The 21,440-nt window shown below is 36.9% G+C and carries 17 protein-coding genes; 15 read left to right on the plus strand and 2 right to left on the minus strand.

From position 1 onward, the window contains the following. Position 1 precedes the first annotated feature (1 nt). Entirely contained in the window at positions 2-1,903 is a 1,902-nt protein-coding gene (locus ACY2RS_RS05420) for a cation:proton antiporter (RefSeq protein ID WP_490097603.1), read from the minus strand. 165 nt (positions 1,904-2,068) lie between these two features. Between ACY2RS_RS05420 and ACY2RS_RS05425 the strand changes: the two genes are divergently transcribed. From ACY2RS_RS05425 to ACY2RS_RS05495, 15 genes are all read left to right on the plus strand, one after another. After that, positions 2,069-2,956, plus strand: a complete 888-nt coding sequence (locus ACY2RS_RS05425) for an MBL fold metallo-hydrolase (protein WP_490097604.1) — start codon at positions 2,069-2,071, stop codon at positions 2,954-2,956. An 8-nt stretch (positions 2,957-2,964) separates the two neighbouring features. Then, a complete protein-coding gene (locus ACY2RS_RS05430) occupies positions 2,965-4,629 on the plus strand; it encodes a S8 family peptidase (protein ID WP_490097605.1) in 1,665 nt (554 codons plus the stop codon). 85 nt (positions 4,630-4,714) lie between these two features. Beyond that, positions 4,715-6,538, plus strand: a complete 1,824-nt coding sequence (locus ACY2RS_RS05435) for a M1 family metallopeptidase (protein ID WP_490097606.1) — start codon at positions 4,715-4,717, stop codon at positions 6,536-6,538. A 184-nt stretch (positions 6,539-6,722) separates the two neighbouring features. Then, positions 6,723-7,418 (plus strand): hypothetical protein, encoded by a 696-nt coding sequence (locus ACY2RS_RS05440; RefSeq protein WP_490097607.1) that lies wholly within the window; start codon positions 6,723-6,725, stop codon positions 7,416-7,418. A 22-nt stretch (positions 7,419-7,440) separates the two neighbouring features. Next, positions 7,441-8,553 (plus strand): helix-turn-helix domain-containing protein, encoded by a 1,113-nt coding sequence (locus tag ACY2RS_RS05445; RefSeq protein ID WP_490097608.1) that lies wholly within the window; start codon positions 7,441-7,443, stop codon positions 8,551-8,553. Beyond that, positions 8,550-9,377, plus strand: coding sequence for a DUF2911 domain-containing protein (locus ACY2RS_RS05450; RefSeq protein WP_490097609.1), 828 nt, complete (start codon positions 8,550-8,552; stop codon positions 9,375-9,377). Before ACY2RS_RS05445 ends, ACY2RS_RS05450 begins: the two co-directional genes overlap by 4 nt. Positions 9,378-9,724: 347 nt before the next feature. Then, a complete protein-coding gene (gene rnpA, locus ACY2RS_RS05455; RefSeq protein WP_490097610.1) occupies positions 9,725-10,090 on the plus strand; it encodes a ribonuclease P protein component in 366 nt (121 codons plus the stop codon). Between the two features lie 153 nt (positions 10,091-10,243). Next, positions 10,244-11,875: a S41 family peptidase gene (locus tag ACY2RS_RS05460; protein ID WP_490097611.1), complete on the plus strand. Its 1,632-nt coding sequence runs from the start codon at positions 10,244-10,246 to the stop codon at positions 11,873-11,875. Between the two features lie 251 nt (positions 11,876-12,126). Next, on the plus strand, positions 12,127-12,945 hold the full coding sequence (locus ACY2RS_RS05465) for a sterol desaturase family protein (RefSeq protein WP_490097612.1): 819 nt from the start codon (positions 12,127-12,129) through the stop codon (positions 12,943-12,945). Between the two features lie 7 nt (positions 12,946-12,952). Beyond that, positions 12,953-13,582 carry a hypothetical protein gene (locus ACY2RS_RS05470; RefSeq protein ID WP_490097613.1) on the plus strand — a complete coding sequence of 210 codons (630 nt, stop codon included), beginning with the start codon at positions 12,953-12,955 and terminating at the stop codon, positions 13,580-13,582. 107 nt (positions 13,583-13,689) lie between these two features. After that, the gene (locus ACY2RS_RS05475) at positions 13,690-15,468 is read left to right on the plus strand and encodes an AAA family ATPase (RefSeq protein ID WP_490097614.1); all 1,779 of its coding nucleotides are present in this window, start codon (positions 13,690-13,692) and stop codon (positions 15,466-15,468) included. A 79-nt stretch (positions 15,469-15,547) separates the two neighbouring features. Further along, entirely contained in the window at positions 15,548-16,162 is a 615-nt protein-coding gene (locus ACY2RS_RS05480; protein ID WP_490097615.1) for a hypothetical protein, read from the plus strand. Between the two features lie 194 nt (positions 16,163-16,356). Further along, positions 16,357-18,585 (plus strand): SulP family inorganic anion transporter, encoded by a 2,229-nt coding sequence (locus tag ACY2RS_RS05485; protein ID WP_490097616.1) that lies wholly within the window; start codon positions 16,357-16,359, stop codon positions 18,583-18,585. A gap of 113 nt (positions 18,586-18,698) precedes the next feature. Then, positions 18,699-19,124, plus strand: a complete 426-nt coding sequence (locus ACY2RS_RS05490; protein ID WP_490097617.1) for a DUF3995 domain-containing protein — start codon at positions 18,699-18,701, stop codon at positions 19,122-19,124. Positions 19,125-19,263: 139 nt separating this feature from the next. Next, the gene (locus ACY2RS_RS05495; protein WP_490097618.1) at positions 19,264-20,955 is read left to right on the plus strand and encodes a serine hydrolase domain-containing protein; all 1,692 of its coding nucleotides are present in this window, start codon (positions 19,264-19,266) and stop codon (positions 20,953-20,955) included. A gap of 26 nt (positions 20,956-20,981) precedes the next feature. On the opposite strand, the gene ACY2RS_RS05500 is transcribed toward ACY2RS_RS05495, so the two are convergent. Then, on the minus strand, positions 20,982-21,422 hold the full coding sequence (locus ACY2RS_RS05500; protein ID WP_490097619.1) for a GNAT family N-acetyltransferase: 441 nt from the start codon (positions 21,420-21,422) through the stop codon (positions 20,982-20,984). Between the last annotated feature and the right edge of the window lie 18 nt (positions 21,423-21,440).

Raw genomic sequence — 21,440 nt, forward strand, 5'->3', positions numbered from 1 at the left:
TTTAATGTTCGGGTGAAGCTTCAATCTTGGCTGTAAGAACGTCTTCAAAATCCATTGGTTTTCCTAAATAGGCCAATATAGTTCTCTCCTCTATGGATGCGTTCACAAAATTATCTAAAAGTCTTATATCACCTTCTTTAGTTTTCAATAGAATAGGAATTGCATCATTGTTTTTATTCATTAAATCCATCACTGTCTCAAACATTTCTTGATTAGATATTTCTACTTCTTGAATCGATGGAAATTCTTGAGCTACTCTTGAAAAACCAATGTAATCATGTGTGGTACTAAAAACATCATTCTCCATGATAGCACCATCTTTTAGTTCCTGAGCACTTATTAATCGAAACATTCCGTTTTCTCCAAAATTGTTTCCAAATTTTTCCATAGCCTCTCGATTAATAGCATCATTTCCTGTCATTGCTAATAAAAAACCAACATCACTCAGTTCAATGTTATCACTCAAATCATCTTTATAAATATTGGCAGAAATAGCATCTAACCCTAATTCTAGTGCTTTTTCTATATTGGCTCTATTACTATCTACTAATACCACATGTCGATTGTTTTTTTGAAGGTAGGCAGCGATTAAGCGAGAAACTCTAGATCCTCCTACAATCATAATTCCTTCGCTCTTTTTTAAGAACACTCCTAGCAAAGAAGCGACCATTCTAGCGGTAGTTGCATTTAACAAAACGGTTACTAATACCAATCCAAATACAAGTGGTGTAATATACTCTGCTCCAGGGACTCCAAGCTCTACTAGTTTTGTTCCAAAAAGAGAGGCAATACCTGCGGCAACAATACCTCTTGGGCCTACCCAACTAATAAACAACTTCTCATTTGTATTGAGGTCAGAGTTTATGGTGCTTAAAAACACCCCAAGTGGTCTTACAACAAAAATGACTATCGCAAATAATATTGCTGTTTTCCAATTGTAAATTAGCAACAGATCTTCAATACTAATATTTGCTGAAAGTAAAATAAACAGGATAGAAATAAGCAATACACTCAATGACTCTTTAAAATACAACAGCTCTTTAAGGTTGGGTAAATCACTATTTCCTAGGTACATTCCCATAACCACAACAGCTAATAATCCAGACTCATGTGCAAACAAATCGCTCAACACAAAAATGAGCAACACCATAGACAAGGATGCAACATTTAAAAGGTAATGCGGAATTACTTTTCTTTTTACCGCATGATACATCGCAAAGCCTCCTGCAAGACCAAAAGCAAAACCAATTACAATAATTTTCCCAAACTCTAACAGCGCATGTTTGGTATAACTTCCCCCCGAACCGTGGCTATCTGTAACTGCTTGCTCAAGTCCTTCAACGGGAACATTTACACTAATAAATCCAAAAACCAAAACTGCCACCAAGGCTCCAATGGGGTCAATTAATATTCCTTCCCATTTTAGTACGGCAGAGATGTCTTTTCGCAAAGGAATATTTCTTAAAATTGGCGTAATTACTGTAGGCCCTGTAACAATGATTAATCCAGAAAATAGAAATGCTATTTGCCAATCTAGACCAAAAAAATAATGTGCTGCGAGACCTGCACCAAAAAAAGTAACAATAGACCCTAAACTAATTAATTTTCCAATAACGCCTCCTACTTTTTTTATTTCTCCCATTTTTAGGGTTAGGCCACCCTCAAAAAGTATAATTCCTATGGCTAGAGAAACAAAATAAAATAAACTTTCGCCTGGAAAAAACCCTTTTTGACTATTCCATATAGGTTGTATCCACTGGGTTCCATCTTCAGAATAAAAGGTAGATAAAGGTCCAACCGCCAACCCAATTAAAATAAGTGGTAAAATGGCTGGAATTTTAAATTTCCAAGCAATCCATTGTGCAAAAATTCCTAAAATGATGATTCCGGCGAGTTCTAACATAGGTGCGTATTTCCCTGCAAATTAGAAAGAACCTACGAGCTGTTAAAACTTTTAACGCATTTTATACTTTTTGCTGCACTTCTGTTAGGTTAATGTCATTCTCATTTCTTAATAAAAACATAAGGCACTTCAGCAATCCCACGTCTTTTTGTATTTTGCACCCTTATGATGTTACACCCTATAGAAGCCGGAAATTTTAAACTAGATGGCGGAGCCATGTTTGGCGTAGTTCCTAAAACTTTATGGACACGAACCAATCCTGCAGACAACAATAACATGATTGATATTGCCGCACGGTGTTTGCTGTTAGAAAATGGGAATAGACTTACCCTAATAGACACAGGAATGGGTGATAAACAAAGTGAAAAATTCTTTGGATATTACCATCAATGGGGAGATCATTCTTTAGACAAATCTCTAAAAAAAGCAGGTTTTCACAGAGATGATATTACCGATGTTTTTATGACACACCTTCATTTTGATCACTGTGGAGGAAGTGTACAATGGAACAAAGATAGAACTGGATACGAACCCGCTTTCAAAAATGCAAACTTCTGGAGCAATCAAAACCATTGGAACTGGGCCACCAAACCCAACCGAAGAGAAAAGGCTTCCTTTTTAACTGAGAATATCTTACCCATGCAAGAAAGTGGGCAACTTCGTTTTGTAGATGGACCCACAAGTAGTTTCTCTAACATCAATGCAGTACAGGATTTTTCAGAAAAAACCCCTTTAGATTTTGGAATCTTTTTTGCCGACGGTCACACCGAAAAGCAAATGCTTCCTGTGTTGCATCACCAAGAAAAAACCATCGTTTTTATGGCAGACTTGCTACCTACCGCTGGTCATCTTCCTTTGCCTTTTGTTATGGGGTATGATACCAGACCCCTACTAACCTTGCCCGAAAAAGAAAAGTTTTTAAATGCCGCCGCAGACCATAATTATTATTTATTTTTGGAACACGACGCTCACAATCAAATTATTACCGTTAAACATACAGAAAAAGGTGTACGACTTAATGAAGTATTTACCTTTCAAGAATTATTTAATTAAAAAACCCTATGAAAATTATCAGACACACATTTTTTATTAGTGCAGCCGCAGCCATTTTGGTTGGATGCGGATCTACTTCTGCCCCAATTATTTCTACTCCTATAGAGAATATAGATTCCATGCCTTTAAAAGTAACTCCTTTAACCGAAGGGCAATTAAAATCATGGAGCGCTAAGGATTTAGAACAAGATACCATTCCTGGAATGGGAGTCGATAGAACCTACAGAGAAATTATCAAAGACAAAAAAGGAGCTACGGTTATCGTTGCTGTAGTCGATAGTGGAATTGACATAGAACATGAAGATCTTAAAAATGTACTTTGGACCAACACAAAAGAAATTCCAGGGAACAACAAAGACGATGATAAAAATGGCTATGTAGATGATATTCATGGATGGAACTTTTTAGGAGATATCGTTCAAGAAAATATGGAGTATGTTCGTATTGTTCGCAAACTTGGTCCTAAATACGAAGGGAAAACCGAAAGTGCTATTAGTGCAGCAGACCGTGAAGAATTTGCGCTATACCAAAAAGCAAATGCAGAATTTAGCAAAGAATTACAGCAAACTACAGCAAGTGTTACGCAATACAAAGGCATTTTAGAACAGTTAAAGCCAGCACACGCTGCGATGTCTAAAAAATTAGGCAAAGAAGACTATAGCAAAGCAGATTTAGCAGGTATCGAAAATCCAACAGATGCAGAAAAACAACAAATTGGAATGCTAACGCAAATGCTTAACTACGATGATGACATTCCTAGTTTTATCAAGCAAGTGCAAGGTGGAGTAGATTATTTCCAAGGAAGATTAGATTCTCATTTCAATACAAGCACCGATTTTAGAGCCGCTCTTGGAGACAATCCAGATGATAACTCTAATCCGTATTATGGAAACAATGACGTAGATGGTCCAGACCCAAAGAAAGAAGATGCTAAGCACGGAACACACGTAGCTGGAATTATTGCAGCACAGCGAAAAAACAAAACTGGAATGAATGGAGTTGCTCAAAACGTGCAAATCATGGCAGTACGTGCCGTTCCAGATGGTGATGAGTATGATAAAGACATTGCAAATGCTATTCGTTATGCGGTAGACAATGGAGCTAAAGTAATTAACACTAGTTTTGGAAAATACTATTCTACACATCCAGAATGGGTTTGGGATGCAATAAAATATGCAAGTCAGAAAGATGTGCTTATTGTAAATGCAGCAGGAAACGAAGGGATCGACCTTGACGGAACCCAAGTGTATCCAAACGATCAAGTAGGTGTTGGTGCAGAGGTTGGAGACACTTTCTTAACGGTTGGAGCCTTAAACTATAAGTACGGAAGTGACTTAGTTGCAAACTTCTCAAACTACGGAAAAGTAAACGTAGATGTATTTGGTCCTGGTGTAAAAATTTGGGCAACAACACCTTTAAATACCTATGAGTATTTACAAGGTACCTCTATGGCAGCGCCAAATGTAGCAGGTGTTGCAGCCATGATTCGTTCGTACTATCCTAAACTTTCTGCAAAGCAGGTAAAACAAGTATTAATGGATAGTGGACTAGCTGTTAAAACTCCTGTGGTACTAGGTGGAGATCCTTCAAACCAAAAGAACTTTGGTGAGGTTTCCTCTTCTGGAAGAATGGTAAATATGTACAATGCCTTTATTATGGCATCAAAAATGTAATACCAAAAATACAAAACCCTATTTTCGGCTGCCTTTTCTGCGGAAATGTGTAGCCGAAATTTTATAAGAACATAGCTTTATATTTATGAAAACACTTTTAAAATTCTCGCTTTTGCTTTGTTTCTTCGGAAATGTGATGGCACAAAACAATACGTCGTATTGGCAACAACACGTAGACTATACCATGGAAATTGATGTAGATGCAGACAACAACCAATACGAAGGAGAACAAACATTGGTCTATACCAACAACTCTCCAGATGTACTAAACAAAGTATTTTATCATTTATACTTTAATGCCTTTCAACCAGGCAGCGAAATGGATGTGCGTTCATTAACTATTGAAGATCCAGACCGAAGAGTAGGTGATAGAATTTCTAAACTTACCCCAGATCAAATTGGATACATCAAGCCAACAAAATTAACCCAAGATGGTAAAAAGTTAAACTACGAAGTAGTAGGAACCATTCTAGAAGTTACCTTAAACACGCCAATTCAACCAGGTGCTAAAAGCACTTTTGAAATGGAGTGGGATGCACAAATTCCACTACAAGTGCGTCGTAGTGGTCGTGATAACGCCGAAGGGGTTCGTTTTTCAATGACACAATGGTACCCAAAAATGGCCGAATACGATTTCCAAGGCTGGCATGCAGATCCATATATTGGTCGTGAATTTCACAGCCCATGGGGAGATTTTGATGTAACAATTAATATCGATAAAGACTACACTGTTGCTGGAACTGGATACAGCGCTTCAAACATTATGGGAGACAACGACTATAAAGAAGTAAAGAAAGCAAGAAAAGGAAAAAAATCTTGGCATTTTACAGCTCCAAATGTACACGACTTTACTTGGGCTGCAGATACAGACTATGTGCATGAACAATACCAAGGCGCTAACGGAGTGACCTTAAATTTCTATTACAAAAACAACAAGGAAATTTCAGAAAACTGGAAAAACCTACAGCCAAAAACAGCAGAAATGCTCACCTATTTTAACGAAAATATTGGCGAGTACCCTTACAAGCAATACTCTGTAATTCAAGGTGGAGATGGTGGTATGGAGTACGCAATGTGTACGCTTATTACTGGAAACCGAAAGTTTGGCAGCCTTATGGGAGTGACAGCACACGAACTTGCACATACTTGGTTTCAGTTTTTATTAGCCACCAACGAAGGAAAACACGAATGGATGGATGAAGGATTTACTTCTTACATTAGTGATGAAGCCATGAACTACATCAACCAAGAAGGCGCTGCAAATCCGCATAATGGATCATACAGAGGATACATCTTCTTAGCCAATAGTGGTAAAGAGGAGCCACAAACCACACATGCAGACAGGTATGATAGCAATCGCGCTTATGGAATTACGGCTTACAGTAAAGGGGCTGTGTTTTTAGCGCAATTAGGATATGTTATCGGAAAACAAAACCTCAACGAAACCCTAAAACAATACTTTAAAGACTGGGCCTTTAAACATCCAACACCAAACGACTTTATTCGCGTGGCAGAAAAGGTATCTGGATTAGAACTAGATTGGTACTTGATGGACTGGACACAAACTACAAAAACCATTGATTATGGTATTAAAAATGTCACATCTGATGGAACAACAACTGGCATTGAACTAGAGCGTATCGGTGCTATGGGGATGCCTATAGACCTAGACGTAACCTATACAGATGGCACCAAAGAACAGTTTTACATTCCGTTGCAAATGATGCGTGGTGAAAAACCAATGAACTTAAAAGGGCTCAAAAGAACCATATCGAGTGACTGGGCTTGGGCATATCCAACCTATACCTTAAAAATTAGCAATGGTAAAAAAATTGCCACAATTGAGATTGATGCATCGCAAACTATGGCAGATGTAAACAGAGACAACAATACTTATGAAGTAAAGTAAGCGTCTTTTTTCTTCGGAAATTTTATACATCAAACCCTGGTTAGTAATATACTAACTAGGGTTTTTTATGTGACGCCAAGTAAATAGTGGCCAAATACTGTATTCGAACCCATACTCCGCCAAAAAACTTGCTCCATACAACAAGACTGTATTCATTTGTGGAAATCATTTTAAAATCCATGTTATGAACTTAAATTCAATCCTAAAAATTGCGCTGCTGCTCTTCTATTGTAGCACAGCATTTTCACAGAAAAGTGCACAAACGCTTTCTTTTAAAAAGGGAGAAGTAGTAGATATTCTCTTACTTTCTACAGCGCCAGATCCTGCTGTTGCTTTTGAGCGCTATAAAAAAACTGCCTTTCCAGTTGCCTTTAAATACTCTTACAGCCCACAGCCAGGTTTCTCTATTGAGCATCGTTATTTGGGAGGCACGAGTCCTTCTCAGTTTATTTTCGGAAAATGGGAAAGCCTTGAAAAAAGAGAGGGTTTCTTAAACAATATCACAACAGAAGTGCCCGATTTTCACCAACAGCGAAACACCTTATTTACCCACTTTAACCTTATTTATTTCAAAATGCCCGAAGACACTTCTTTTACAATTGATCCAGAAAACCTAAACGTGGTCACTTCATTTTGGACAGGCAACAAAAAAGAGTCGCTTGCCCTAATAAAAGAATGGAAACAAGAGGTGAAAAAGCAAGGAGGAAAGATTACTGTTATGCTTGAAAACGGTACCTCGCCCGCTGGATATCTATACCGCCCCGACAGTATTATCATTACACAGTGGAACAGCAAAAAAGACCTAGCAGCTTTTGTTGCTTCACACCCTCTAGCCTATTATGAAACGTTAGAAAACGTAGAACAATTTGTAATTAACTAACTTGCTTACAAACACACCATAGATGCAAACACTCCTAGATCAATTAGTTTATTTTGGTTTTTTTCAAAGCCTTTTGCTGCTTGCTTTGTATGCTTTTTCACCCAGCAAAAGAAAACTCATTAATGGGTATCTCGCTGTGTTTGTACTGTTAATCACGGTAGGTTTATTAGGGAAAGTGATTTATAACCTAGGCTTCTTTGACCAAAACTTTAGATTGATTGCACTCTCTGAGTTTTCTGCGCTTTTATTTGGGCCTACGGTCTATTTATTTTCCCGTACTATCTTAGAGCGCAAAAAATTTACCAAGCAAGATGTATTACATTATGTGCCTGGTATTGCCTATGGCCTTTTTATCCTTTTCTATTTTATGATCCCTAGCGATGCCATACTTATTGCTCGTGGTGAAACGGGTGAAGTAAACAGAGCCATATACACCTGTCACGCTGTGGGACTTATTGTAAATATAAGTTACTATATCATGGCAATATTGGTTGTGAGGCGCTTTAACAAAACGCTCAAAAACGAAATATCATACAGTTTAAATTATCACTTTTTACTCCAATTTCTTTGGGTTGTAGGACTGTGTTTACTGGTTTGGGTTACCCTCTATATAATTAGTATTATTGGGCTTAATAAAATAGAACGCACTGCAAGACCTTATATCTGGATTTTATTATCCTTGGTGATTTTATTTATTACCTATTATAGCATTGTAGTTCCGGAGGCGCTTAATGTAGTGCCAAAATCACTGCATAAAAAATATGCTCAGTCTAAACTATCTCACACAGACCTTGAAAAGCTAAAAGCTAACCTAGAGCAAATAATGATTGAGAAAAAACCCTATCTAAACAATAAATTATTAAAAGCCGAGCTTGCAGAAATTGTCGGTATTAGCAATCCTGAACTCGCCAGATTACTCAATGAAAATATAGGCATGAACTTCTTTGAATATGTAAACTATTACCGCATTAAAGAGTTTATCGCCCTAGCACAAACAGACAAAGCAAAACAATATACCTTGTTTGGGCTCGCGCAGCAAGCAGGGTTTCATTCTAAAACAACTTTTAACACCTCTTTTAAAAAATTGATGGGGTCTTCTCCATCTGCTTATTTCAAACAAAACACATCCTTATGAAAAAATTGATCATCCTTATCGTATGCGCTATAACACTTCCTAGTGTGGCACAATTAGAAACTCCAGCATTAAGTCCGTCGGCAACTTTAAAGCAGACCATCGGACTTACAGATGTTGAGGTACAATACTCAAGACCTAGGGCAAAAGGCCGTGAAATATTTAGCAAAAATGGACTTTTGCCTTACGGGCAAACCTGGAGAGTAGGTGCTAATACTGCTACTAAAATTACCTTTTCAGATTCGGTTACCATCGCTACAAAAAAACTTGCTAAAGGAAGTTATACCCTACTTGCAGTTCCTGCTGCCACCTCATGGGAACTACAATGGTACTCCTATGATAGTGAAGATTGGACCACCTACCAAGAACAGACTCCTTTAACTACAATGATGGTTCCTGTTAAAAGTGTTCCTTTTACCGAAACTTTTGAGATTCGATGTACAGACATTACCATGGAAACTGCAAATTTAACTTTAAGTTGGGAGCGTACGCAGGTTCAAATTCCGATACAAGTGGGCACTATTGCACAAACGCTAAAAGCTATTGATGGTATTATGGCGGGACCTAGTTTGAACGATTATTTTCAAGCAGCTGTGTTCCTCCACGAAAACAACACCGAACTCCCACGAGCTTTAGAATACATACAAAAAGTTACGGCAGAGTACCGATTGTTTTTTGTGGTGACTCGGGAAGCACAAATATTAAAAGATTTAAACAAAAACAAAGAAGCGTTGGAGGTGGCCAAAGCGGCACTTAGCCTTTCAGAAAAAGCAGAAAACAACGACTTTATAAAAATAAATCAAGATATCATTAATGCCTTGAAGTAGGGTTTCTTGTATTTCTTCGGAAATTTTAAAAGGCAAAGACCTGTTTTGTTTCTACAACATGCAGGTCTTTTTTTGTTACTACTTTTACGTATGAGAATAAGGTTGTTTAAAATTGTACTTGCAATATCCACACTACTGCTAGTTCTAGGTGTTTTATTTCAAAAAAAATCTTACGTATTCAACGTTTATGACACCTACTATGTAATAGGTTATTTAGACCTATCCATAATTTTAATATTTGGAATTGGAGTTTTGTTTTTTATCTATTTCTTGATTACAAAGTAAGACTTCACAAAGCTTTTATATCTTTACCCGCAAAACGAATTCTTCATTAAAAAGCAAATTTCTTGGCGCTAACATTTCCGAAGCACGAAAAATTAAAATCCCGAAAAACCATCAAGCAGCTTTTTGAGGAAGGAAAAGCTGTGACCAAATATCCTGTGAAATTGTTGTATCTCCCTGCAACCAATCAAGACCATACCCAAGCAGGATTTGCCGTTCCCAAACGGAACTTTAAACGTGCCGTGACCAGAAACCAAATCAAACGCTTAATGCGTGAAGGGTACCGCTTACAGAAAGAAGCTTTGTTAGATGAAAATGACAAGAAATTCAGTCTGCTTTTTATCTACATTGGCAAAGAGTCATTGCCCTACAAAAGCATTGAAAAAGCTATAAAAGGAGCCTTATACAAACTTTCTGTTAACAAAAACTAACTACATTGGCATTTTACAGATTTATGCGTATTTTGCTTGTACAAACTCATCGAACTACATCACTTAGTTTTGAAACACCCGAAAGCAATTCGCGTCTCTAACACATTAGACATCCATAGCATATTTCGGCACACACTATAAAATACATTTCTTATGAAAAAGAAACTTCTAATACCCATCATTGCCATCCTCCTTTTTGGAACGGTAGGTTTTACCTCTGCTGTTAAAAGCGATTTTTTTGAAATCGCCAAACAACTCGAAATTTTTACCACCCTCTATAAAGAACTCAACATGAATTATGTGGATGAGGTGACACCGGCAACCCTTATGGACAATGCTATTAAAGGCGTGCTAGAAGATCTAGATCCGTACACAGTGTATTGGAACGAGCAGGCGGTAGAAGATGCGCGTATTAAAAACAGTGGTGTGTATACAGGTATTGGTGCGAGTTTGCGTTATAAAGACAAGGTGCTTACCGTAACAGAGCCTTTTAAAGACTACCCTGCAGACAAGGCGGGCTTGCAGGCGGGAGATATCATTACCGAAGTAGGTGGTACTAAAATTGAAGGCTATGAAGGCGATCCGCGTGACTTGCTAAAAGGAAATGCAGGCTCTAGTGTAGCAGTGAGCTACAAACGTCAAGGAAAAACACAAAAAACAAGTATCGAACGTGGTGCTGTGGAAGTAGATGCTGTACCTTATTACAAATTAATTAACGGCGATATAGGTTACATTGTACTGCGTAAATTCAATAAAAAAACAACCACACAGACCAAAAGTGCCTTGGAAGATTTAAAACTACAAGGAGCTAAAAAACTCATCTTAGACCTTCGTGGCAATCCAGGAGGTTTGCTCAATGAAGCGATTAATATTGTGAACTTATTTGTGCCAAAAGGCGAAGTAATTACCACCACACAGTCGGTAATTGAAAAATACAACAAGACCTACAAAACCAAAAAAGAGCCTGTAGATACCGAAATTCCTTTGACCATATTGGTGAATGGAAGAAGTGCTTCGGCAAGCGAAATTGTTTCGGGTGGTTTGCAAGATCTAGATCGTGCTGTAATTGTAGGTGCGCGTAGTTTTGGAAAAGGGCTCGTACAACGCCCTAAAAAGCTCACCTACGGCACACAGCTTAAAGTCACTATTTCACGTTATTACACTCCTAGCGGACGTTGTATCCAAGCCTTAGACTACTGGAACCGTGACGAAAACGGCGACCCAGTGCGTCTCGACCCAAAAGAATATAATAAGTTTAAAACCAAAGGCGGTAGAACGGTGTATGATGGTGGTGGTATTTTACCCGATATCGAGTTGGAGACGGCTAAGTTTAGTCCGATCACCACAGCCCTATTAAAAGACAATGCTATTTTCGATTATGCCACTAAATACCGTTATAGCAATGACTTGACGAGTTGGGAAAATTTTAATTTTACGGAAGCTGATTTCCAAGATTTTCTGAAATTTTTGAAGGACAATAATTTTGAGTTTGAAACCCAAACCGAGAAAGAATTTGAGGAAGCGCTTCGTAAAGCCGAAGACGATAAGCTAAAAGACCAGATAGAAAGCAGCTATCAATCGTTAATGGCTGCCATCGATCGCGCCAAGGATCAAAAAGTAGTCGACAAAAAAGCAGAGATTGTTTCTTTATTGAAAGACGAAATTTTAAAACAATACTTCTACAGAGACGGATTATACGATTACCAAGTTGTGAACAACCCAGAAATCAAAGCCGCCATTGAAGTGTTGAATGATGAGAAGCGTTACAAGAAGATATTGAAATAATAAAGCCTCAAATCATTGTCTGGTTGAGCGCAGTCGAAACCTAAACTTAACATAATAACATCCCCTCCCAACCTCCCCTTCAAAGGGGAGGAGCATTACAGCTATTAAATGTAATAGAATAAGATTCTCCCCTTGAGGGTTATTGAAGTAAAATATATTTTACTGAAAATACCGAGCATAGCTCAAGAGGGGTGTAAAGAACAATATCTCTTTATTTCCCTATCTTTAAAAAAAGTAAAACATTAACACTCATGCAAGAATTCTTAAACTTCTTTGAAACCATGCCCATCTGGATGAAGGCGGGTTGGGTATTTGTAACGTTTGCATTTTTTTGGTTACTAGAAGGTTATTACAGCTTCTTTAAATTAGGCTATAACAAATGGAAACACGCCAAAGCCAATATGGTGCTGCTCACATTTGTGATGGTGATTAATGCGGTATTTGGTATTGCAACCGTTGGTGTTTTTGGTTGGTTGGAGACCACACAATTCGGACTCCTACACCTTTTTGAAGCACCAATATGGCTAGAGTTGCTTTTGGCTGTTTTGGTATTGGATTTTATCGCCCAATATGGCGTACATTTTTTACTACATAAAGTCCCTGCCTTTTGGAGACTGCACTTAGTGCACCATAGCGACAAGCATGTAGATGCCAGTACAGGAACACGGCACCATCCGCTAGATTTTATCTTGCGTGAGAGCTTTGCTTTGTTGGCAGTAGTGATTATGGGTATGCCCATTGCTTTTTACTTTTTCTATCGCATTTTAAGTGTTGCCTTTACTTATTTTACCCACGCCAATCTTAGATTACCGGGCGGTCTTGACAAAGCCCTGAGTTATGTTATTGTAACGCCTAATATGCATAAGTTTCATCATCATTTCGAGCTGCCTTGGACCGACAGTAACTACGGCAATATGTTTTCTGTCTGGGATCATTTATTTGGCACCTTTGTCTATGGAGACATGCAGCAGATACAATACGGCATAGACATCGCAGACCACACCGACGATGAAAATATACTCACCCAACTAGGCATGCCTTTTAACAAGCAGGTACAATCTAAAAAATAGAAACGGCATGAAACCACATGTCTTTTTACTGTTAGTACTAACCCTTTCCAGCTGCTACAACCGTTTCTCCTGCGGCCCAGCCCAAAACAAAAATCTAGGCATTATTGCCTTGAGTGAGACCTTTCAATCCTGGAACTTGGAGCAGCAAACCGACACCCTTGTTTTTGTTAGCAGCACAGATACCCTAACCCTAGTTAAAAAAGAGTACAACAGCCCCAAACACAGACAAGCCAAGTCATATAATATCTGCCAAAGCATCAATATTAAGCCTTACACTGCATATGCTTATTACGAATATCCAAATCGCGCAAGCTACTTTCAAGGAGACGATATCTTGCTGCACCTAGACCCAGAGATCACCCTCGACAATGAAAATCGCGAAGAAGCCCTCTACCTCAACCTAGCGCATGGCAATAGTTCTTTAAAAGCAGCCATTCCTGTGGCACAAGGCGCCACGGAAGGACCTTTTTTTGATGCTATTACTCAATTTGTATTGAAGGATGCTATCACTCTTCAAGGGATTGGGTTTAGAAATGTTTGGCTGTGTAATAACTCAGATAGCCAGATCTATTACAATGCTTCTTTGGGTATTGTAGCTATTGGCATCAACGACCAGCTTTTCTTACGAAAACAATAGGCAACAGGGTGTTTTCCCCCTAGTGAATTGGTTTTTATTTGGTTAGGTTTGGGGGATACCATTAACACCTGTTTTTATGACGTGTTGGCATTCATTAAAAATAGCGCATGAATATTAAATTCACAGGCAAATACAAATCAATCACGGATTTCACTTGGATGAATATTCCAATGTTTTCTGTTATTACGGGACCTAATGGGACTGGAAAAACACAGTTATTGGAATTAATCTATAACACAGTAATTAATAAAAGAGGAACATCTGAGAGAGTCCAATTCGAGGATGAATATATCAAACAAGATGAAATAACGTTTCTAAAAGGTGAATGGCAACTAAACAATACTGGTGATATAAACCTTTCTAGTATTCAACAACAGATTGGCAACAAATACAGTAATTTTATTCAGAATCAAGTTAGGAATGATAACGAACAACAAATAAAACTTTTTTACGCTTTTCAAGAAATACAACGAAAATCAGGTAAGGCGAATAGAAAGGAAATAACGCGTGAAGAGTTTATAGAATTATATCCTGAGATACTAATAGAACAAGAGCCTCAGCTTAGCCAAAAGATTGCGGAGGTATTTTATAACTATCGTTTATCCGAAATTGAGCTTCAGGCTAAACAGAAAACAGAAGAAGAAATTATTAATAAAATCGGAGAAAAGCCTTGGTTGGTTTTAAAGGATATTCTTAAAGAATCCAAATTACCATTTTCATTTAACAACCCTTCGGAACTTGGATTTAGGGACAGTTTCCAGCTAAAAGCAATAAACGAAGTAAGTGGAGACCCTGTAAATTTTAATGACCTTTCTTCTGGTGAAAAGGTACTTATCTCTTTAGTATTTTATCTTTATAATTCCCAAGAAAAAAATATTTTCCCTAAAATTTTATTAATGGATGAGCCAGATGCTCACCTCCATCCTACAATGTCTCAGCAATTTATTAATGTTGTAAAAAACGTACTAGTTGATAAGTTTGGAGTTAGAGTGATAATGACGACTCATTCGCCTTCAACCGTAATTTTGACTCCTAGCGACTCATTATTTGAAATGTCTCGTGAAAATCCCAGAATTAAACCATCTGACTCAAAGAATCATACTGTATCATTATTAACGGCTGGTTTAGTTTATGTCGGTGAAGGAACTAGATACATGCTAGTCGAAGATAAAGATGATGCTACTTTCTATTCATACTTATTTGATAATTTAACAAAAGACGATGTAATAGATGGAAGCATTCCATTAGTTTTTATACCAGCATCAACTAAGGATAAATCAGGGGGAAAAGATGTTGTTCAAAATTGGGTGAATAAACTTCAAGACTCAGGGTTAGAACATATAATACAGGGTGTAATTGACAAAGACAGCGGAAATGAAACTTCTGATGGTATTCACCTAATAAGCAGATATAGTATTGAAAATTATCTAATTGACCCAATTATCCTTTATGCCGCTTTAATGGATAAAGAAAAACATATTGAACTTTTAGATATCGGTTTAACCGTGGGTGAAGAGTATAAGTTAAAATCTATGTCTAATGTCGAGCTTCAAAAAATATGTAATATAATCTTCAATAAATCGCTTCCCTTACTCAAAAAACACTTTAATGATTTCGATGAAGCAGAAGAAACTAAGACTGTTGCAGTAGAATTTACAAATGGTATAGAACTGCAATATCCTTTATGGCTGATAAATCGAAGAGGAAAGACTTTATTGAATCAAGTTTTCAATGAACTATTCACCAGTCGAGTGATTAATTTCACAACACTTTTCAAAGCTTTAAAAAAGGTAAACTTCATACCCGTTGACATTAGAGGACTGTTTAAAAATCTTAGAACTATTGATTCTGACACTGAAACAGTAGTTCTGAATGAAGAAAAATAACGAAATGCAAACAAGGTGTATAGTCCATACCCTAAGGGATACGCACCATACACAGAACGTTAGCCACAATTAGAATCCAATGTTCACATTCAAAGAAATTGACCAAAGAATTGAAAATTATGAAGAGGAATTGGAGTGGGGATTCAATACTTTGAAAAATTATGATAATCCCGAATTTAAAGATGTATTTAAATCTCTCGGATATGAAAAGATTAAAATTGAGTTCTACTGCTTTGTGACTTCGAGTTATATTGACTTATTATGCACATATCGAAATTTTAAAAGATCTAAAACTGACTGGGAAAAAAGCTATAATATCAAATTTGCTTATCTAATAGCATACGAGACAATAAACACATATTATAAATACAAAGGTCAGGTTTTTAAACTAATCAAAGAAGAGGACAAAGACAGATACGAGGACTTTTTTAAAATGTTGAACCGAGAATTAGCCGATTTTAAAAAAACCTACGATTATGACAATATTATCCCAAAAATTAGAAATAAATTTTCAGCTCATTATGACAAAAGTTTTGTAGAATATTATTCAAACTTTGAACTAATTGATAATAAAAAGTCTAAGGAGATTATTAGAGGTTTTTTATACTTTATAAATCCTTTACACTATTTTACATTTAGTTGGCTGAAAGGAGAAATAGACGAATTTTTATTTATAAACAGTTGGATGACATAAATAACTTTGGCCAACAAATAAAATCAACACTAAAGTTTTAATGCAACTTTATGTTACAAATCAGCGATTTAAATTCAAATTTCTCAAAAGTAAAACTAGGTCATATTTCAAATGATTTTAGAATTGTGAAAACTATCTATTGAATTGTTTTATATTTAAAATCAAAATATAGTATAAACACAGATAGTTACTTAATGGAAGTTACACCAAAGAAAGGTTTTAAGGGATTAATTGAAAATTGGCAAAGTGATTTAATCGCAGCGGTGAGTGTCTCACTCATTGCCTTACCTCTTTCATTGGGTATTGCTTTGGCAGCGGGTGCACCTGCGATGTCGGGTATTATTTCGGCAATTGTTGGTGGCGTTGTAACAACGCTCTATCGTGGTGGTCATATATCAGTCAACGGACCTGCCAAAGGAGTTATTGCTGTCATACTTTTGGGAATTGTATTAATGGATGATGGTTCTGGGCAAGCCTTTAATTACGTATTGGCAGCCGTGGTTGTTTCGGGTGCAATTCAAGTAGTATTGGGATTATTAAAATTAGGTCGATTAGCAGATATATTCCATTCTTCTGTAATTCACGGTATTCTAGCAGCCATCGGAATTATCATCTTTGCTAAACAAATCCATGTTGCTTTGGGCACGCATTCAGATAGTACGAGTATTGTTCAAAACCTTATTGATGTGGTTCAATTTCTACCTCAAGCGAATCCTTTTGTGGTAATTATTGCTTTAGTAGGTTTACTTTTATTATTGTTTCATTCCAAAATTAGCAACCGATTTTTCCATATTCTGCCTACGCCAATGTGGGTTATTGCCCTTTCCATTCCGTTTGTTTATGCTTTCAATTTCTTTGACCTGCATTCGCTTTCCTTTTTTGGGAAGGCATATGAAGTAGGGCCTCATCTACTTTTGGATATCCCCAATAATATTATGGATTCAATAATGCATCCTAATTTTTCCAAAATTAATACCCTTGAATTCTGGACAACCGTGGTATCTATTTTAATCATTACAAGTATTGAATCATTAGCCATTGCGAAAGCGGTTGACAAAATTGACCCATATCATCGAAAGACGGATTTAAATAAAGATTTGACGGGCATTGGATTGAGTACGATGGTAGCTGGCCTAATTGGAGGTCTTCCAATTATTGCTGTGATTATTAGAAGTACGGTCAATATTCATAATGGTGCGAAGACAAAGTGGTCCAACATGTATCAAGGACTTTTATTGTTAGTTTTTATTCTGGTTTTGAGCCCAATAATGAGGCAAGTACCGCTATGTGCTTTTGCAATTTTACTTGTTTATACTGGGTTTAAATTAGCTTCGCCTGCCGTTTTTAAACAAATTTATAATCAAGGAATTGAGCAATTAATATTTTTTGTTGGCACAATGGTTTTAACACTTTACACTAATTTATTAATTGGATTACTTGGTGGGTTATTATTGGCAATGGTGAGTCATATGCTTTTGGTAAAGGTATCTATACCTCAGTTTTTTAAAATGGTCTATCGTTCGGGTTCAAATTTGGTTAAGAAACCAGATGGCAGTTACGATATAAACGTTAAAGGGATTGCAAACTTTTTAGGAATCTTAAAAATCGATAAAATGGTGGCCCAAATTCCTTCTGGAGCAGATGTTAATATTGATTTATCAGAAACACGTTTAGTAGGCATTACCTATATGGATTATATAGTAGACTACCTAAAGATACAAAACAACACCGGCGGCAAGGTCATAATTAAAGGGCTGGATTCCCATGTTTCGTCCTCTACCTATAATAGAGCTTTAAAAATTGCCTTAAATAATCAAGTAGTAAAATTATCTCCAAGACAAATTCGATTACAAAATTTAGCTAACGAAAAAGATTATCAATACACGAGTCAAGTAGATTGGAATACAACATATTTAAAGAAATTTCACTTTTTTGAAATTAGACCTATCGAACGCAAATCAAATTGTTTAAAAGGAAAGTTTAAAGATTCAGATATCTCTTGGGAAATTGCTGATGTAACTTTCAGTGAAGGCGGGGCTTTTACGGCTGAAACGTTTAATACGACCCTAATGGTCTTAAAATTGAATAAAAAAATACCCATTTTTACCATGGAAAAAGAAGGGGTATTAGAAAAATTATTTGACCGAGTAATGGCATATACAGGATATAAAGATATTGATTTTAAGATGTATCCAAATTTTTCCAAAAAATTTCTAATTATGGGAAATAAAGAGTCTGAGATTCGGTCATTTTTTACAGATGATTTCATTCGTTTTTTCGAAAACCACCAGATTTATCATTTAGAAAGTAATGGGGAAGCACTGGTCATTTTTGATAAAATTAAATTGGCTAGAACAGATGAAACCGTAGCATTTATAGATTATGCTGAAGAATTAGCTACGCTATTGGATTTAAGAGATTAGTACATAGAAATGGATTACAAAATAAAAAACAGCACTTAACAAACAGAAAAAATCATTGTTGAATTTATAGACACTATTGAATAAGTCAATCTTTATAAAATAACAACCAATAAATGCCCACAACCCTCCTAGCCCTCCTTCTAAGCCTCATTTTCGTAGCCCTGGGTGCCATCCATGTTTATTGGCTCTTTGGTGGTAGGTGGGGGCTAGAAAACGTGATACCAACCAGACCTGGTGAAACTAACTCACTAAAGATTCCTAAGATCGCTACGCTTGTGGTGGCTTTGGTTCTGTTTGCCTTTGGAGCGCTGTATTTTTTAAAAGCGGGGTTGATGGATAATGCGATGCCTTCTTGGGTGAACAATGTGGTGTTTTATATCATTCCGGGGATCTTTTTACTGAGAGCGGTAGGCGATTTTAACTACGTTGGTTTTTTTAAGCGTGTGAAATACACCTCTTTTGCTAAAGCAGACACGAAGTGGTTTTCACCACTATGCCTAGGTATGGCAATCTCAGGGTTCTTGGTGCAGCTAATGTAATTACTTTTTCTCCCTCCAAACGGAATGCCTGCACTTAAAACTCCATAAAAAACAACCGCTTCAAGTTCCTTTCTATGCTTTTTAGCAGCAATACGTAGTGCTTTTATGTAACTTTAGTGCATAAACCAACTAACATCTCATGAAAAACTTCAAAAACTCTTGTCGCTTTTTTTTTACCCTAGCACTTTGTGTCTTTGTGCCACAGATACAGGCGCAACAACTGGAAACCTCCTCTATGTCGCAAAAAATAGATGCCATTTTTAGCACCTATAACAACAACGAAACTCCTGGAGCTTCTGTAGCTGTGGTGCAAGACGGAAACATCGTCTTTAAAAAAGGCTATGGTAGCGCCAACCTAGAATATGGTATTGCTAATACACCGGCAACGGTTTTTCATATCGCCTCGGTGTCAAAACAATTCACGGTATATTCGATTTTATTATTAGAACAAGAAGGGAAACTCTCTTTTGATGATGACATAAGAAAACACATTCCTGAAGTGCCAGATTTTGGCACCACCATTACCCTTAGACATTTAGCAGCACATACCAGTGGTCTTCGCGACCAATGGAGTTTGCTCAATATGGCCGGATGGCGATGGGACGATGTAATTACCAAAGAACACATTCTAAAAATGGTCGCCAACCAAAAAGAACTCAATTTTAAACCTGGCGAAGAGTTTAATTATTGCAATACAGGCTTTACCTTATTGGCAGAAGTCGTAGCAAGAATCTCTGGAAAAACCTTTGCCGAATTTACAGAAGAGCGCATTTTTAAACCCTTAAAAATGAAAAACACCTTGTTTTATGACGACCATGAAAAAATAGTAAAAAACAGAGCCTATTCGTACTACCATAATGGAGAGACGTTTAAAAAAAGTAACCTTAATTTTGCCAATGTCGGCGCTACCAGTTTGTTTACAACCGTAGAAGATTTGGCGCTTTGGGCCATAAATTTAAATACTCCTATTACAACTAATAAAAGCATCATTTCAAAAATGAATACCTTGGCTACCCTAAATAACGGAGACACCTTTGGCGGGGCCTATGGACAATTTAAAGACACCTATAAAGGCCTAAATCAAATTCAACATGGAGGAGCAGATGCTGGCTATAGGAGTTATATTGGGCGTTTCCCTCATCAAAATTTTGCTGTGATGGTCTTTAGTAATAATGCCAACGCTAACCCAGTAGCATTATCAATGCAAGTTGCCGATCTATTCCTAAAAGATGCTATTAAGGAAGAAAAAACGACCCCGCAAGAAACTAAAAAAGAAGTACCCTTTATAACTCTAAAGAAAAAAGAATTGCAAGCATTTAGCGGTCATTATTGGAACAAAGTAGATGGCTATGCCAGAAGGATCTATGAAAAAAATGACACTCTTATGTATTTTAGAGGCGAAGGAAACGAAAGTAAGTTGGCGCCTATTTCTAAAAATAAATTTAAAATGTTGGACGTAGGTGTCGATTTAATTGTTTGGTTTGAAAAAGAAGCTGGTAAAAAAATAATGAAGGTAACTGTCAATGGTGATGGACCTAGTATTTCAGAAGAATTTACACCACCTAACTACAACAACAAAACGCTCGAAGAATTTACGGGAAATTATTATAGTCCAGAACTTCAAACAACCTATACCCTTGTTATAAAAAATAATGCCTTAACAGCAAAACACCCTCGCGCAAGTGACTTTGAAATAAATGCTGCAAAAAATGATGTGTTTCTCTCTAACGGAAATACGATTCAATTTAAGAGGAGTCCTACCAATGAAATTTCTGGTCTAACAATTTCTTCGGGAAGGGTCCAAAATCTTTGGTTTAAAAAAATAAATTAAAATTTATACCTTTTATGATACTTACATTAATCTTTTACCATCGCAATATGCGGAATCCCATCTTCTAAATAGCCCTCCCCTATTTGACTAAAACCATGACTTTCGTAAAATTTCTTAAGGTGTTCTTGGGCAGATAACTTAATAGCGCTAGTTTGATAATGAGTTTCTATGGCTTCCAAAGACGCTTTCATAATTACATGCCCATAGCCATATTTACGCTCATCTTTGGGCACCACTACCCTACCAATAGCCGCTTCATCAAAATAAATGCCTGGGGCGAAACATCTTGTATAGGCCGCAACGCGGCCATTTTTTGTGCCAATCACGTGGAGCCCTTTTTTATCTTTCCCATCCAGGTCTTGATAGACACAATCTTGCTCTACAACAAAGACTTCGCTGCGTAGTTGCAAAATATCGTAGAGCAACTCAATGTCTAATTCCTCAAATGTTTTTACTTGTATTTCCATATCTCATTTTTTACTACA

The sequence above is a fragment of the Patiriisocius sp. 208BN25-11 genome (genome assembly GCF_058147145.1).

Coding starts and splice junctions, on each gene's coding strand:
- ACY2RS_RS05435 (WP_490097606.1), top strand. CDS start 4,715: ATGAAAACACTTTTAAAATTCTCGCTTTTGCTTTGTTTCTTCGGAAAT.
- ACY2RS_RS05465 (WP_490097612.1), top strand. CDS start 12,127: ATGCAAGAATTCTTAAACTTCTTTGAAACCATGCCCATCTGGATGAAG.
- ACY2RS_RS05470 (WP_490097613.1), top strand. CDS start 12,953: ATGAAACCACATGTCTTTTTACTGTTAGTACTAACCCTTTCCAGCTGC.
- ACY2RS_RS05440 (WP_490097607.1), top strand. CDS start 6,723: ATGAACTTAAATTCAATCCTAAAAATTGCGCTGCTGCTCTTCTATTGT.
- ACY2RS_RS05445 (WP_490097608.1), top strand. CDS start 7,441: ATGCAAACACTCCTAGATCAATTAGTTTATTTTGGTTTTTTTCAAAGC.
- ACY2RS_RS05430 (WP_490097605.1), top strand. CDS start 2,965: ATGAAAATTATCAGACACACATTTTTTATTAGTGCAGCCGCAGCCATT.
- ACY2RS_RS05490 (WP_490097617.1), top strand. CDS start 18,699: ATGCCCACAACCCTCCTAGCCCTCCTTCTAAGCCTCATTTTCGTAGCC.
- ACY2RS_RS05420 (WP_490097603.1), bottom strand. CDS start 1,903: ATGTTAGAACTCGCCGGAATCATCATTTTAGGAATTTTTGCACAATGG.
- ACY2RS_RS05425 (WP_490097604.1), top strand. CDS start 2,069: ATGATGTTACACCCTATAGAAGCCGGAAATTTTAAACTAGATGGCGGA.
- ACY2RS_RS05450 (WP_490097609.1), top strand. CDS start 8,550: ATGAAAAAATTGATCATCCTTATCGTATGCGCTATAACACTTCCTAGT.
- ACY2RS_RS05485 (WP_490097616.1), top strand. CDS start 16,357: ATGGAAGTTACACCAAAGAAAGGTTTTAAGGGATTAATTGAAAATTGG.
- ACY2RS_RS05460 (WP_490097611.1), top strand. CDS start 10,244: ATGAAAAAGAAACTTCTAATACCCATCATTGCCATCCTCCTTTTTGGA.
- ACY2RS_RS05480 (WP_490097615.1), top strand. CDS start 15,548: ATGTTCACATTCAAAGAAATTGACCAAAGAATTGAAAATTATGAAGAG.
- ACY2RS_RS05495 (WP_490097618.1), top strand. CDS start 19,264: ATGAAAAACTTCAAAAACTCTTGTCGCTTTTTTTTTACCCTAGCACTT.
- ACY2RS_RS05500 (WP_490097619.1), bottom strand. CDS start 21,422: ATGGAAATACAAGTAAAAACATTTGAGGAATTAGACATTGAGTTGCTC.
- ACY2RS_RS05475 (WP_490097614.1), top strand. CDS start 13,690: ATGAATATTAAATTCACAGGCAAATACAAATCAATCACGGATTTCACT.